The sequence below is a fragment of the Pelagibacterium montanilacus genome (assembly GCF_003992665.1).
In the GTDB taxonomy this organism is placed as follows: domain Bacteria; phylum Pseudomonadota; class Alphaproteobacteria; order Rhizobiales; family Devosiaceae; genus Pelagibacterium; species Pelagibacterium montanilacus.
This window is the reverse complement of the sequence record NZ_RZMX01000022.1, coordinates 1-15,225: the sequence shown is the minus strand read 5'-3', so window position 1 is coordinate 15,225 and position 15,225 is coordinate 1. Positions and strand designations below refer to the sequence as shown.

At 63.1% G+C, this 15,225-nt stretch carries 9 protein-coding genes and 1 pseudogene; 6 read left to right on the top strand and 4 right to left on the bottom strand.

What is annotated here, in order from left to right; genetic code table 11:
- Positions 1–92: 92 nt before the first annotated feature.
- Positions 93–572 (bottom strand): SRPBCC family protein, encoded by a 480-nt coding sequence (locus EO136_RS08825; protein WP_127144080.1) that lies wholly within the window; start codon positions 570–572, stop codon positions 93–95.
- The gene (locus EO136_RS08820; protein ID WP_127144079.1) at positions 556–906 is read right to left on the bottom strand and encodes an ArsR/SmtB family transcription factor; all 351 of its coding nucleotides are present in this window, start codon (positions 904–906) and stop codon (positions 556–558) included. The genes EO136_RS08825 and EO136_RS08820 overlap by 17 nt, the downstream gene beginning before the upstream one ends.
- Before the next feature lie 109 nt (positions 907–1,015).
- Between EO136_RS08820 and EO136_RS08815 the strand changes: the two genes are divergently transcribed.
- A complete protein-coding gene (locus EO136_RS08815) occupies positions 1,016–1,657 on the top strand; it encodes a dihydrofolate reductase family protein (protein ID WP_127144078.1) in 642 nt (213 codons plus the stop codon).
- 199 nt (positions 1,658–1,856) lie between these two features.
- Here EO136_RS08815 and EO136_RS08810 read toward each other — a convergent pair whose 3' ends face one another.
- Entirely contained in the window at positions 1,857–2,489 is a 633-nt protein-coding gene (locus tag EO136_RS08810) for a tyrosine-type recombinase/integrase (RefSeq protein WP_127144077.1), read from the bottom strand.
- A gap of 462 nt (positions 2,490–2,951) precedes the next feature.
- Here EO136_RS08810 and EO136_RS08805 point away from each other — a divergent pair, with 462 nt between their 5' ends.
- The 4 genes from EO136_RS08805 to EO136_RS18960 all read left to right on the top strand — a co-directional run bounded on the left by EO136_RS08805 (position 2,952) and on the right by EO136_RS18960 (position 12,887).
- Positions 2,952–3,263 (top strand): hypothetical protein, encoded by a 312-nt coding sequence (locus tag EO136_RS08805; RefSeq protein WP_127144076.1) that lies wholly within the window; start codon positions 2,952–2,954, stop codon positions 3,261–3,263.
- Between the two features lie 476 nt (positions 3,264–3,739).
- On the top strand, positions 3,740–3,976 hold the full coding sequence (locus EO136_RS08800; protein WP_127144075.1) for a hypothetical protein: 237 nt from the start codon (positions 3,740–3,742) through the stop codon (positions 3,974–3,976).
- Between the two features lie 122 nt (positions 3,977–4,098).
- The gene (locus tag EO136_RS08795; RefSeq protein WP_127144074.1) at positions 4,099–12,567 is read left to right on the top strand and encodes a GH36-type glycosyl hydrolase domain-containing protein; all 8,469 of its coding nucleotides are present in this window, start codon (positions 4,099–4,101) and stop codon (positions 12,565–12,567) included.
- A gap of 188 nt (positions 12,568–12,755) precedes the next feature.
- Positions 12,756–12,887, top strand: a complete 132-nt coding sequence (locus EO136_RS18960) for a hypothetical protein (RefSeq protein WP_281280374.1) — start codon at positions 12,756–12,758, stop codon at positions 12,885–12,887.
- 202 nt (positions 12,888–13,089) lie between these two features.
- Here the strand turns inward: EO136_RS18960 and EO136_RS08790 are convergent, their stop codons facing one another.
- Positions 13,090–13,791, bottom strand: a complete 702-nt coding sequence (locus EO136_RS08790; protein ID WP_127144073.1) for a glutathione S-transferase — start codon at positions 13,789–13,791, stop codon at positions 13,090–13,092.
- 248 nt (positions 13,792–14,039) lie between these two features.
- Here EO136_RS08790 and EO136_RS08785 point away from each other — a divergent pair.
- A pseudogene (locus EO136_RS08785) lies at positions 14,040–15,206 on the top strand (IS3 family transposase).
- The last annotated feature ends 19 nt before the right edge of the window (positions 15,207–15,225 follow it).

Sequence of the window (15,225 nt, the reverse complement as noted above, 5' to 3'; positions counted from 1 at the left end):
CCAATTCAGACATTCGCAGTTGCGCTCCGAGAACTGAAAGCTGCCGTTCGTGAGAAGATGGTGCGACCGGTAGGCGTCCAGTTGAGCAGCGCTCAACCATCCAGCCAGGCCGCGAGGCTGTCCAGAGTCTGCAGCCCGTATTCCACCGCGCCGAAACCCAAGACCACCTGACGACGTTCGCGGCTCGGGTGAAGTTGGCGCATGGTCAGCACGGTTTTCCCGTCGGTCTGCTCATCGAAGGTGACAGTCATGTAGAAGCGCTCCGGATCGTTCGGCTCGGGCGTGCCGTAGTCCACCACGATCAGTTCATTCGGCACGATCTTTAAGAAGCGCATAAGGTTGGGAATGCGCTGCGTTTTTCCTTCAAACGTACCCACCATGTCGAAGTGCCATTCCCCACCCTCGCGGATATCGGCATTCTGGCTCTCGATAGTGAGGCCAGCCGGACCATACCACTGAGCCAGCGCTTCGGGGTCCATCCACGCGGCAAAGACCTTGCGGCGCGGGTGCTTGAGCACCTTTACCAGTACGATCTCACGGTCGAGCGACCAGCTCTCAAACAGCTTTTCCATCATCGTTCCCTTCCGCGTTGTCCAGATAGGCTTCCAGCCGGTCGAGCCGCTCGGCCCAGCCAAGGCGCTCCGCTTCCATCCAATTTGCCGCCTCCTCGAACCGCGCCCGCTCCAGGCGGCACCAGCGGCTGCGCCCGCGTTTCTCGCTGGCAATCAATCCGCAATCTTCGAGCACCTTGAGATGCTGAGCAAAGGAGGGGAGCGCCATGTCGAAAGGCTTCGCGAGCACACTGACAGGCATCTCTCCCTCGGCCAGACGCGATATCACCGCCCGGCGCGTCGGATCGCTCAGGGCATGGAAGGCAAGATCGAGCGGGGTCGAGTGAAAGGGCATATCGCTGCGTAAATCGCCCCGCCGCGTCAGTCAAGGTAAAAAAGGCACTTGCCTTAGTGTTTCGATGCAGTTAGAAAGGCGGATACCTTAGTATTTACGGAGCACTACAATGACAGTTCGTGTCGATCTCATGATCTCGCTCGATGGTTTCGCAACGACGACGGACCAGACACCAGACAATCCGTTCGGCCAGGACTGGTCGCGCCTGACAGATGCCTATGTCGCGACACGGACTTTCCGGGATCGCGTGCTGCACGACACCAGCGGCAAAGGCACCACCGGTATCGACGATGAATATGCGAAGGACTACTTCGACAACATCGGTGCCGAAATCATGGGAGCGGGCAAGTTCGGGCTGCACAACTTCCCCGATGATCCGAACTGGAAGGGTTGGTGGGGTGACGAGCCGCCATTCCGCTGCCCGGTCTTCGTCCTGACGCACACGCCGCGACCTTCAATCGAAATGGCTGGCGGCACCACTTTCCACTTCATCGCCGCGAGCCCGGATGATGCGCTTCAGAAGGCCGCAAAGACCGCGAACGGCAAGGACGTGCGGATAGGGGGCGGACCAACCATGGTTCGCGACTATCTCAAGGCCGGACTTGTGGACCGGCTGCACGTTGCGATCGTACCAATCGTGCTGGGACGAGGCATACGCCTCTGGGACGATCTGCGTGGCTTGGAAGCTGGCTACACTGTGAGGTCGGAAACGGCCGAGAGCGGGACCATCCACCTCACATTTCAGCGCTAGATGCCAGCTCATGACCTAGGCGTTCAGGGGATTGCCACGGGTTCATTGAGGCCATCCCTTTCCTCTCCGGACAAAGTCCATTTTCTAGGTTCCGCAACCGAAAGCCGTCGGACAGGAAACCACCCCGACTCGGCTTCTGTGGGCGAAGAGCCAGCGGCAAGAAGCGGTCATCCGTGGTGAGCGAATGACCGCTCCATGTTCAGATTTCGGTCCGTTCAGCCAGAAGCAGAGCATCCTCAATGTCCACACCGAGATACCGGACAGTGTTCTCGATCTTGGTGTGTCCGAGCAGGATCTGGATGGCGCGCAAATTTCCAGTTGCCTTGTAGATCATGGCCGCTTTCGTTCTTCGGAGGGAATGCGTTCCGTAGTCTGATGATCGAAGGCCGATGGCTGTGACCCACTCATCGACCAGACGGGCATACTGTCGCGTGCTCATATGGTGATCGTGGTCGACACGGCTTGGAAAAGCAAAATCACCGACACTGCCCACTCTCCTCTCGAGCCAGGTGAGAAGGCTGGCTCTTACATCGCTGGTGAGTTCGAACTGGACAAGACGTCCGGTCTTCTGCTGAACCACCATTGCCCGGGTTCGAATTTCCGGCCCCATGACCAAGTCACCTGTCTTGATCTTGACCAGATCGCATCCGCGGAGCTTGCTGTCGATGGCGAGATCGAACAGCGCGCGGTCTCGAACCCGTCCTTCCCGATCCAGGAAGAAACGGATCGCCCAGATCTGCTTCTGCGTCAGGGGACGCTTGGTCCCCACGGTCTTGCCTGCATTCCATGCAGCCCGTCCTCGGGCTGCGGCATCATATCGTGAGTATCCCATTTCATGTCTCCATTGGCCGTGATTGGCCAAAAGAGGAACGCTGAGACTGGCAGCGGCGGGGGCTGTCCGGAAGCTTTTAAGGGAAGGCGATCGTAAGCAGACGCTCGCCGACCGTCGTTTCCGCTGGCGAATTCGGGTCCGAGACCGCACGGTCCTTTTTGGTGGTGAGGTATCAATAGCAGAGCACCCTCGCGATCGAGAGAACCTTATACCTTGAGCCAGTCCCCCTGCACGCTGCTACGGAGTGCATATTTCCGATCCATTATGCATGCTGGAATAGCCTTGGTAGAGTGAGCCTTACCCGCGTGGTTGCTCCAAGACAACGACGAAGTCGAGAGCGGGCGATAGACCGGGCATTGTATGTGGCCTTGCTCCGCACCACATATCGAATACCAGGTTGGCTTCACCATCGGGCACTTGGTCCGTTATCCTGGCGAACGCCCGCGCTGGCCGGAGAGCAAGATGTTCAAGTATGATATGGGCGCCCCGATTCCGACCATTCTCGCGAGGTCGGAATTGCGCAACGCCCTGATGACGGAGTGGCCGAGTCTGGTCGCCACCGACATCAATGCCATCGCCTCCGAAACCGAATTGGTCGCGGCCATAGCCCAATGCACCGGCCGCAACCAGGGCGAGGCCGAAGAGGTCGTGGCGCAGTGGATGGCCCTCAAGGGGTTGCCCCCTCACAATGACGATGCCGTTGGGATACCCGATCGCCTTACTCCGAACGGCATGGGTGGGGACGAGTTGCCCGCTCCTGCGGTTCTCAACTGATCGCTCGACTCACGGGCTGCTCGAAGTGGCGGACCCCGGCATGCGGGCGTCCGGCCATATTTCGCAGATTCTGAGGGGTTGTCGCATCTGACGACTCCAAACTCACGATCCACTCCGAACGCGAGCGCTTCTGGCGCGCGAGTCTTGGAGACTTCTCGTCCTGTCTTGCATGCCGAGATCTCAGCGCGGCGCTTGCAAGGACACCCCATAAAAACAAAGGAATAGATCAAATGGCCAAGGAAGACCGGTCCGCATTGCGAATTGCTCACATGAACCCCGGAAACAATCTGAACAAGAACTCAAAATCCGGAAAAAGCGCTGACACGAGACGAAAGAAATAATTTCTAGTATATGGTGTAGGATATCTGTCTCATTATTTAATCTACTTGACGTATTTCGGATGAAAGAGCGCAGGTTGGGATGGACGCTTGTCCCTTAAGAACGCTTTGTTCGCCCGCTCTTTCGGGAGAATTCCCATGTTCGCCTATCAGGCCGGCGAGACGCCGGCATCCTCCGACAGGAAGAAACGCCTGCGTGAAAGCGCACGTCGGCAATGGGCTTTTCTGACGCCTCTCGATCTCACCATGACCGACACCGAGGCCAAGCTCGCGGTTCTTGTTCACATTCGCAGCGGCGTGTCCGACGCGCAGTCGGTAGCCGACGTCAGACAATGGCTCGCCAAGGAGACCGCGGGACCAGTCAACTCTGCCTAGGCAAGGTCTCTGCACTTTCATGATCTCGTCTCTCGCGGGCACCAGCCTGCGGGAGATCTTTAAAGAGCGCCCATGGATCCGGCGCGATCCGTCCCGTTCCGATCCCAGGACAGCCCCACGCCATGATCGCTCGACCACGCCTCCGTTCCGGCGCTGCCTCTCCCTGGGACGATGCTGCTCCTATCCGTGAGGAGCTCTTTGGCATCGAGCGCCTGGAGCAGCACGCCGAAAGTCTGGCGCTGGCGCAGCAGGCCACTTCCCGACCGCCGCGCGTGCGCAGCCTGAATGGCCGCCTCGATGATAACGCCGCAACGCTTCTGGCCGCCTATCGCGCCAGTGCCGCCGCCATCGAAGACGACCAAAACGTTGTGCCCGCAGCCGAGTGGTTGCTCGACAATTATCATCTGGTGGAATCCCAGATCCGGGAAATCCGCGAGGATTTGCCCCCGGGTTATTACCGTCAGTTGCCCAAACTCGCTGAAGGCCCCTTCGCCGGCTACCCGCGGGTATTCGGGATCGCATGGGCGTTCGTTGCGCACACCGACAGCCATTTCGACCCCGACACGCTGACGCGGTTCGTCGCCGCGTATCAGCGGGTGCAGCCGTTGACCATCGGCGAGCTCTGGGCTGTGGCGATCACCCTGCGGATCGTTCTCGTCGAAAATCTGCGCCGGCTCGCCGACCAGATCACCGTGGGACGCGCGACGCGCGCAGAGGCCGACGCGCTGGCCGACGGTCTCCTGTCGGCGGGAGCGCAGGCGGCCCGCGCCTGGCCGGTTTCGACCGAGCCCCTCTCGGAGCGGTTCGCGGCCCAACTCGCCAAGCGCCTGCGCGACCACGACCCGACGACGACCCCGGCACAGGGCTGGCTCGAGCAGCGGCTTGCGGCCCAGGGCACCTCGATCGAGACCGTGGTTCAGCACGCCCAGCAGCGACAGGGGGCCTCCAACGTCACGGTGCGCAACGTCATCACCAGCATGCGGCTGATTTCCGATGTCGACTGGGCCGAGATGTTCGAGACCATGAGCCTCGTCGATACCCGCCTGTCATCGTCGGGCACTTATGCCGAAATGGACTTTCCCACGCGCGACCTCTATCGCGCGGCCATCGAGCAACTGGCTCGCGGCGCGCCGCTGAGTGAACTCGACATCGCTGGCGCCGCGCTGGCGGCGGCGCAGGACGCCGGGGCGAAGGCGGGCGCACCCAATGAGGCCGAACGGGTGGGCGATGCGGGCCATCATCTGATCGGGGAAGGCCGGCGGGCCTTCGAAGCCCTTGTCGGCTTTAAGGCGCCTTTGCCACTTCGCCTGAGCCGCATTCCCGTGCAGCTCGGGCTCAAGGGGTATATCGGCGGCCTCGCGGTGGTGACCCTTCTCGTCGTGGCCGGCATGCTGTGGCTGCAGTCTTCCCTGGGCGCCCCCACGGCCCTGCTGGCGCTCTTTGCGCTCATCGCGCTGCTGCCCGCCTCCGAGATCGGAGTATCAATCGTCAACAGGTTGATCGCGGGGCGTGTCGGGGCGTCGGCCCTGCCGGGGTTTGAACTGGCGCACGGCGTGCCCGCGTCGCTGCGGACCCTGATCGCGGTCCCAACGCTTTTGACCACCCATGCCGATCTCGTCGAACAGATCGAGCGGCTCGAGGTGCATTTCCTGTCGGGCGCGGAAGGCGAGGTCTACTTCGCCCTCCTGGCCGATGGTGTCGATGCCCCGGACGCAGTGATGGACGGCGACGCGCCGCTCGTTGCGACCGCCCGAAGCGCCGTGGCGGCGCTCAATCAGCGCCACGGTCATGGACCGGCGGGTGACAGGTTTCTGTTCCTTTACCGCCGGCGGCAATACAATTCGGGCGAGAACGTCTGGATGGGCTGGGAGCGCAAACGCGGCAAGCTCCAGGAACTCAATCGCCTGCTGCGCGGCGGCGCCGACACCAGTTTCGAGGGTGTCGACGGCGTTGCCCCGACAGTTCCGAGCGACATCCGCTACGTCATCACCCTCGATGCCGACACCATGTTGCCGCGAGAAGCTGCCCTGAGGCTGATCGGCAAGATGGCCCACCCGCTCAACCGACCCCGCTTCGATGCGGATACCGGGCTTGTGTCGAAGGGATATGCCATCCTCCAGCCACGTGTCACGGCGGCGCTACCGGCTGGCGGAAACGGCTCGCTGTTCCAGCGCGTCTTTTCATCGCCGGGCGGCATGGACCCCTATGCCGGGGCGATTTCCGATGTTTATCAGGACCTGTTCGGCCAAGGCTCGTTTGCCGGCAAGGGCATCTACGATGTCGATGCCGTCGAGAGGGCGCTGGCGGGTCGCATTCCGGACAACACGCTGCTCAGCCACGATCTGCTCGAAGGCAGCGTCGCGCGCGCGGGGCTCGCCTCCGATGTCGAACTCGTCGAGGATTTCCCCACCCGCTACGACGTCGCGGCGCGTCGATCGCACCGCTGGACGCGGGGCGACTGGCAGTTGCTCCCCTGGATTTTCGGTGCGTCGCATATCGGTGCGCTGGGGCGCTGGAAGATGCTGGACAATCTGCGTCGCGCGCTCGTCGCACCGCTGTCGGTTCTGGCGCTCATCGTCGCCTGCCTGCTGCCCTTGCCCGCCGCGCTGGTCGGCGTGGCACTGATCGTTCTGACCATCGCCATCCCCGCCTTGCTGCCCGTCGCGTTCGCGACGCTACCCCGGCGGGGCGGGCTGCACCTGCCGCATCATTTCACCAGCCTCGGCCGGCAGGCCGGGCTCGCGGCGGCTCAGGTGGCGCTCAAGCTCGCCTTCCTCCCCGACGAAGCGTGGCGCAATCTCGATGCGATCGGACGCACGCTTTATCGCCTCAACATATCGCATCTTACGCTGCTCGAATGGACCACGGCGGCGCAGGCCGGTCGCCGGCCCCGCCTGACGCTTGCGGGGTTCTATCGCGAGATGGCGGGAGGCACGATTCTCACGATGATTCTGCTGGCGGGGGCGCTGCTGCTCGCCCCCGGCGATTGGCCCGTGATAGTGCCGCTGGCCGCGCTCTGGCTCCTGGCGCCAGCGATCGCCCTTCGGGCGAGTCGTTCGGATGGCGCGAAGGGTCGCGATTCCGCGACGGAAGCGGACGCGAAGCAATTGCGGCGGATAGGCCGACGCACCTGGCGGTACTTCGAGACCTTCGTCACCCCCGAAGACAATATGCTGCCGCCCGACAATTTCCAGGAAACGCCGCGCCCCGCCATCGCGCATCGCACGTCGCCCACCAATATCGGGCTCTATCTGCTCTCGGCCGTCGCGGCGCATGATTTCGGATGGACCGGACGGCTCGCTACGCTTGAGCGCCTCGAAGCGAGCTTTGTGACGCTCGGCAAGTTGGCCCGGTTCAACGGGCACCTGTTCAACTGGTACGACACGAGGGATCTGCGCACGCTCGAGCCGGCCTATGTCTCGTCCGTCGACAGCGGCAATCTGGCCGGCCATCTTATCGCCCTCGCCAATGCCTGCGAGGAATGGATCGGCGCGCCCTTGGCCGAAAACCGGACGGGGCTGATCGATACGCTCGATCTGGCCCGGCAGGCCGTGGCGAACGAGCCGGGCCATCCCGACAAAATCCTGGCTGCGACCCTCGAGGAGATCGAAACCCTACTCGCCGGCACCCAGTCGCTCGACAGCGTCTCGCCGGCCCTGACGCGCCTCGCCGAAAGGGCGCTCAAGACCGTGCGCCGCACCGAGAGCAAGGACACCGATGCCGCGTTCTGGATCGGCGCCCTGTCGGAAACGCTGGCGCAGTTCGCCCTGGACCGCGCGGCATGGCCGGTCGATGCGGTGTCGCTCGATGCGCGTCTTGCTGCGCTCGCCACAGCGGCGCGCACCATGGCCATGGAGATGGATTTCGCCTTCCTGCTCGATCCGGAGCGCAAGCTGCTCTCGATCGGCTACTCGATCGCGGACAACGATCTCGATCCAAGCTGCTATGACCTTCTGGCTTCCGAGGCGCGCCTCGCGAGCCTCTTCGCCATCGCCAAGGGCGATGTCCCGACGCGCCACTGGTTCCGGCTGGGACGCACATCGACCCCGATCGGCAACGGCGCGGCGCTGGTCTCGTGGTCGGGCTCGATGTTCGAGTATCTGATGCCCTCGCTCGTCATGCGGGCCCCCGCGGGGAGCCTGCTCGAGCGCACCAACCGTACCGTCGTTGCGCGGCAGAAGGCGTATGCCGGTGGTCTGGATGTGCCGTGGGGCATCTCGGAATCCGCCTACAACGCGCGCGATCTAGAATTCACCTATCAGTACTCCAATTTCGGTGTGCCGGGCCTCGGGCTCAAACGCGGGCTGTCGGCCAATCTCGTCATCGCCCCTTATGCCACCGGGCTTGCGGCGATGATCGATCCGCGCGGCGCCACCGCAAACTATGCCCGCCTTGCCGAAATGGGCGCGCTTGGGCCGTATGGGTTTTACGACGCGCTCGATTTCACCCCGGCCCGCGTTCCGCCCAAGAATACAGTCGCCATCGTCCGCAACGTCATGGCGCACCATCAGGGCATGACCATCGTGTCGCTTGCCAACACCCTGCTCGAGGGCCGGATGCGGGCGCGCTTTCACCGTGAACCCATGATCATGGCGAGCGAATTGCTGCTGGCCGAAAAGCTCCCGCGCGATGTCGCGGTGGCGCATGCGCGGGCCGAGGAACGCAAGGTCCGCACCGAGGCCCCGGGCGCGGCCATGCCAATGGTGCGCCGCCTGTCGGGCGCGGCCGCCGAGGCGCCGATGGCGACCCACATGCTTTCGAACGGACGTTACGCCGTGATGGTCACCGGCTCCGGCGCGGGCTACAGCCGCTGGCGCGATATCGCCGTGACCCGCTGGCGCGAGGACGCCACCCGCGACGACTGGGGAACCTTCGTCTATCTCAAGGACATCCAAACCGGCGCCGTCTGGACCCCTTCCGCCCATCTGCCGGGCGAGGCGCCCGACATGCGCGGCGTGACCTTCGGCGAAGACCACGCCGACTTCACCCGCCGAGACGGTTCGCTCAAGACGGTTATGGAATTGCTGGTCTCCGGCGAGGACGACGGCGAGGTGCGGCGCATTTCGCTCACAAATGCGGGTCGGAACGCGCGCGAGATCGAGCTGACGTCCTATGCGGAACTGGTGCTCGCCAGTCCCGCCTCGGACAACGCGCATCCGGCCTTCTCCAAGATGTTCGTCATCACCGAATATCTCGCCGAGTATGGCGCGCTCATTGCGACGCGGCGCCGGCGCAATCCGGCGGACCCCGAGATCTGGGCCGCCCATTTTGCCGTGGTGGAAGGCGAGATCGTCGGCGATCCCCAGTACGAGACCGACAGGGCGCGCTTCATCGGGCGCAACCGCACGCTCGCCGATCCCCGCGCGATGGACGGGCCGCAAGGACTCTCGAACACCCTCGGCACAGTTCTCGATCCGGTGTTCTCGCTGCGCCGGCGCGTCCGCATCCGGCCGGGCAAGGCTGCGCGGATCGCCTTCTGGACGATGGTAGCATCCTCACGGGAAAAGCTGCTCGAACTGGTCGACAGCCACCACGATCGCAGCGCCTTCGAAAGGGCCAGGACGCTGGCCTGGACGCAGGCCCAGGTGCAGTTGCACCATCTCGGCACCACAGTGCAGCAGGCCGCTGATTTCCAGCGCCTCGCGACGCCGGTGCTTTACGCCGATGCGCGCTTCCGGGTCCCTGCCGAGGCCATTGCGAGGGGCATCGGCCCGCAATCGGGCCTGTGGGCCCACGGGATTTCGGGCGACCTGCCGATCGTCGTCTTGCGCATCGAGGATGTCGAGGACATGGCGCAGGTCCGCCAGTTGCTGCGGGCCCATGAATACTGGCGCATGAAGGGGCTGGCGGTCGATCTCGTTATCGTCAACGAGCGCGCGGCCTCTTACGTGCAGGATCTCCAGATCGGGATCGAAACCGCCGTTCGCACCAGCCAGTCCCGCCCGCGCTTCGGTGAACAGGCGGCGCAGGGCGTCGTCCACGTGCTGCGCGCCGACATGATGGCGGTCGAAAGCCGCGACCTGATCTATGCCGTGGCGCGGGTCGTGCTCCTCGCGCGCCGCGGCCCGATTGCCGACCAGCTTGCCCGGATCGCCGCTGCGCCCACCGATGCGGCGAGCGAGATGACGACGGCACCGCGCCCTGCCGAGGCCGAACACGTCGTGCTGCCTGCGGACCTCGAATTCTTCAACGGGCTCGGCGGGTTCGACCGCAACGGCACCGAATACGTCACGGTGCTCGAGGCGGGAAAATCCACCCCGGCGCCGTGGATCAACGTCATCGCTAATCCAGGCTTCGGCTTTCAGGTCTCCGTCGATGGCAGTGGCTACACCTGGGCCGACAACAGCCGCGAAAACCAGCTCACCCCCTGGTCCAACGATCCGGTCTCGGACCCCAACGGCGAGGCGATCTACATTCGCGACGACGAGAGCGGCGCGCTCTGGAGCCCGACCGCGCAGCCGATCCGCGATGGTGGGCGCTACGTGGCGCGGCACGGCTTCGGCTACAGCAGCTTCGCACACCGAGCCCACGGCATCGAAAGCGCGTTGGTGCAGTTCGTGCCGCCGTCCGACCCGATCAAGGTATCTCGCCTGACGCTCACCAATCATTCGAACCGGGTGCGCCGGCTGTCCGTCACAACCTACAGCGAATGGGTGCTGGGCACCCAGCGCGGCCCCAATGCCCCGTTCATCACGACCGAGCGCGACGGACGGACCGGTGCGATCCTGGCGCGCAATCGCTGGGGTACCGCCTTTCCCGGCCACGTCGCTTTCGCCGATCTTGGCGCGCATCCGACCGGCTGGACTACAGACCGCACCGAATTTCTGGGGCGCGGAGGCAGCGCCGGGGCGCCGGCGGCGCTGATGGGTAGGTCGCGGCTCGGCGAAGCGATCGGTGCGGGGCTAGACCCCTGCGCGGTGCTCCACAGGCAGATCACCATCGATCCGGGTCAGTCCGTCGAGATCGTCGCGCTGCTCGGGCAGAGCGAAACGGCCGAGGCCGCCAGCGCGCTGGTCCAGCGTTACCGGACGGCCGACCTCGATGCTGTCCAGGGGGACATTGCCGACTATTGGACCGACCTGCTGAGCACGATTGCGGTCAGGACGCCAGACCGAGCGATGGACATCATGCTCAATGGCTGGCTGCTCTATCAGACGTTGGCCTGCCGCATCACAGCGCGTTCGGCGTTCTATCAGGCCAGCGGCGCCTATGGCTTTCGCGACCAGCTTCAGGACGGCATGGCGCTCGCCTTTGCCCGTCCTGGGGAAACCCGCCACCACATCCTACGCGCCGCCGGCCGGCAATTCGTCGAAGGTGACGTGCAGCATTGGTGGCTGCCGCATTCGAGCCAAGGGGTGCGAACGCGAATTTCCGACGATCGCGTCTGGCTCGCCTACGCCGCGGCGACCTATGTCGCGATCGCCGACGATGCGGCCATTCTCGACGAGGCTGTGCCCTTTCTCGAGGGCCAGCACCTGGCCGAGGGCGAACATGATGCCTTCTTTATCCCGCAGGAAGGCGAAAAGGGCTCGTTGTTCGAGCATTGCGCCCGCGGCCTTGATCAGGCCATCGCACTTTCCGGCGCCCACGGCCTGCCTTTAATGGGCACCGGCGACTGGAACGACGGCATGAACCGGGTGGGCGAAGGCGGCAAGGGCGAAAGCGTCTGGCTCGGCTGGTTGCTGGTCACCGCCATCGACAAATTCGTGCCGCTCGCCATTTCACGGGATCCACAGCGGGCCGAGAGCTGGAAGGCCCACGCCGACGGCCTGCGCATAGCGCTCGAGACCCACGCCTGGGATGGTGCGTGGTACCGCCGCGCCACCTTCGACGACGGGACCTGGCTCGGCTCGTCAGAAAGCGTGGAGTGCCGGATCGACTCAATCGCCCAGTCCTGGGCCGTTCTATCGGGTGCCGCCGATCCTGCACGGGCCGAGATGGCCATGGCGTCACTCGAAACGCATCTGATCCGCAAGGCGGATGGTCTCGCGCTGCTCTTTGCGCCGCCTTTCGACACCACCCCGCGCGACCCCGGCTACATCAAGGGCTATCCGCCGGGGCTGCGCGAAAATGGCGGCCAGTACAGCCACGCCGCCATGTGGGCGGTGCTTGCTTTTGCCCGTCTGGGCCAGGGCGACAAGGCTCACGATCTGTTCGCCATGCTTAACCCGATGCACCACGCTGCAACGCCCGAGGCCACCGAACGCTACAAGGTCGAGCCCTATGTGGTCGCGGCCGATATCTATTCGGTCGCCCCCCATGCCGGACGCGGCGGCTGGACCTGGTACACCGGTTCGGCCGGATGGATGTATCGCGCCGGCATCGAAGGCATTCTGGGTATATCCCGCAAGGGCGACCGCCTGACCCTTTCCCCGGTGCTGCCTTCGGCATGGCCGGGCTTTGAGGCCACCATCCGACTGGGCGCTGGCACCCTCGATGTCTCCGTCAGCCAGTCCGCGAAAGGGAGCGGCATCACCGCCACACTCGACGGGGTGGCTATCGACTGCAGCAGCGGCGCCGTCACGATCACACTCGAAGCAGGCCGGCACAGCCTCGTCATTGCGTTGGGTCAGGAACGGCCCGCGGACTGACACTGTCGAGCTCGGCGTCTCAATATAGAAGTTAGGTTTTCAGCCGATCATTGGCTTTTCCCGGCAAAGTTTTTGGTCCTGGAACCATCTTATGGTTTTGCGAGAATTGACGATCCGGGCCGCGTAATGCGGGCGAGAAATACGCCCGCCTATACGTTTTGGACCGGGCCACTCGAAAAGACACCTTCATGATCAAAGGCGACGTAGGGCTTTGCAACGTCCAGGCAATCGAGATTGCACTGGACGAAGACGACATGGCACAACTTATCACCGTCAGCCGGCTGCCGATCGAATACCCCAGCGGGCCGCTCGGCAGTTAATTGCCCCACTGCCAGAAGGATCGCTAGCTGCCCGAATGGCATAACGTCAAGCCGATGGACCGCTTTCCCACGCCGTCTGCGACGTTCGATACTGGAAGATCGAACGGCGGCTTTTGCGCACTTGACGAGACTGACTGAACGGCCGCATTGGGGGCGCATTTCGGCCTTACTCACCTCGCCTATCACGGTGAGAATTCCGTGGCTAATCGTTGAGAATCTTCGCCATTGAACCGCCGATCTGCCCGCCAGCGTAGGCCTGTCCGTAATCCTCTCTTGCCGTACTGGCCAGCTTTACGAGCGGAGGGAGTGACGACACGCGCCGGCAGAGCGCTGCGGTATTTGGTGCGGTCTCTTCGAATAGACCGCGGATTCTGCTGAACCGTTCGGTCATCGTGGTCCAGAGTGTAGCGGTGATCACATCCGCAATTCCCGGGGTTTTGCTTCCTAGGATGTAACCCGCATCATGAGACAGACCGTTACGCCTACCAGTATCCTCCCACATGCTCATCCACTTTGTGAGGCGGGGCATGAATTCCGCCCAACGTCTTTCAGTCCACATATGATCACCGCCGTTCAGGGTGATCTCGTCGATGACATCGTTCGCATCGTTGGTCATCTTGATCATCATGGCGCGCTGTGCCGGCGTGCCCGGCATCAAGTTCAGCGTCTCACCAAGATAGAGGATGATGGCCGGCATTTGAGCGAGACTGACATCAGCGTTTCGGTCGATCAGCACGGGTGGTCCCATGAAGGGAACGGGCATGTCCTCTAACGGGCCCTGCATTAACCGCGTAATTTTCTCATCGCCGCCCTCTGTCCACGACTGTCCAGCAAAGGCCAGCAGAGCTCGTACGAATTGACCTCGAAAGGGCGCAGACCAGTAGAGAAGTTCGTAAGAAGCCAAAGGTCATCTCCATCGGTTGGTGGAGCAGGAACGCGCTAGCAGGCTGATCGGTGGCAATGCAATAGTCAGATTTCGAATTGAACCGTCTGACGTGGCCCCTAACTTTTTTCCAGCGTGACTTAGCCTTTGGATGCTTTGGCCGTGCTGAACCCAGAGCCAGACGGGGCTCGCAATTGAGCGCGGCTGACGTTGCCCCTTGGAGCTAATCCAGTTTGAAATAGACTCTGGCCCATCGAAAAGGACCAGAGATGAAACGCAACAGGTTCAGCGAAGAACAGATTATCGGCATCCTCAAGGAGCATGAGGCAGGCGTTCCGGTCGCCGATTTGTGCCGGAAGCACGGCGTGAGCAGCGCCAGTATCTACAAATGGAAAGCCAAATACGGCGGCATGGATGTGAGCGAGGCCAAGCGGCTTAAATCGCTCGAGGACGAAAACGCCAAGCTCAAGAAGCTCCTGGCCGATACCATGCTCGACAACTCCGCACTCAAGGATCTTCTTGGAAAAAAATGGTAGCGCCCGCCGCCAGGCGAAAGGCGGTCGCTTATCTCAGGGAGACCTTTGAGATGAGCGAGCGGCGGGCGTGCACAGTGCTGGGCTGTTGTCGCATGACCATGCGATATCAGGGCAGCCGCGTGGATGATATCGATCTGCGGGATCGGATGAAGGCAATTGCCCATGAACGCCGGCGCTTTGGATATCGGCGGCTACATGTGCTGTTGCGCCGGGAAGGCTATGTGGTCAACCACAAGCGTCTGTTCCGGATGTATCGGGAAGAGAAGCTATCGGTGCGGCGCAGGGGGTGCCGGAAGCGGGCCTTGGGAACGCGGGCGCCGATGGTCATCCCCATGGCACCCAACGAGCGCTGGTCGTTGGACTTTGTCTCCGACCAACTGACCGACGGGCGCCGGTTCAGGGTTCTGGCCGTCGTGGATGACTGCACGCGCGAGTGCCTGGCGCTCGTCGCTGATACATCCCTCTCAGGTCTGCGGGTTGCCCGAGAGCTCGAAATGATCATGGCGGCACGTGGCAAACCGAAGATGATTGTCAGCGACAACGGCACCGAGTTCACCTCCAATGCCATCCTGGGCTTCGCCGACCGGCACAAGATCGACTGGCACTATATCGCCCCGGGAAAGCCGATGCAGAACGCGTTCATTGAATCGTTCAATGGCAGGCTCAGGGACGAGATGCTCAACGAGACCTTGTTCCCGAGCCTCTCCTACGCACGCATCGCCCTTCGAGAATGGCTGGCTGACTACAATGCCAATCGCCCACACTCGCGGCTGGGCTGGCTCACCCCCCCCACGACGGGACCTGGCGCTGCGCTCAATGGCCAGCTCCGCGCCAGCCCCCGTCTTCCACCAGGCTCGGCAGGGCCAAAACAACTCCAGGAGTCTACGTCACGCTGGATAAAAGTTGGGGGCAACGTCAG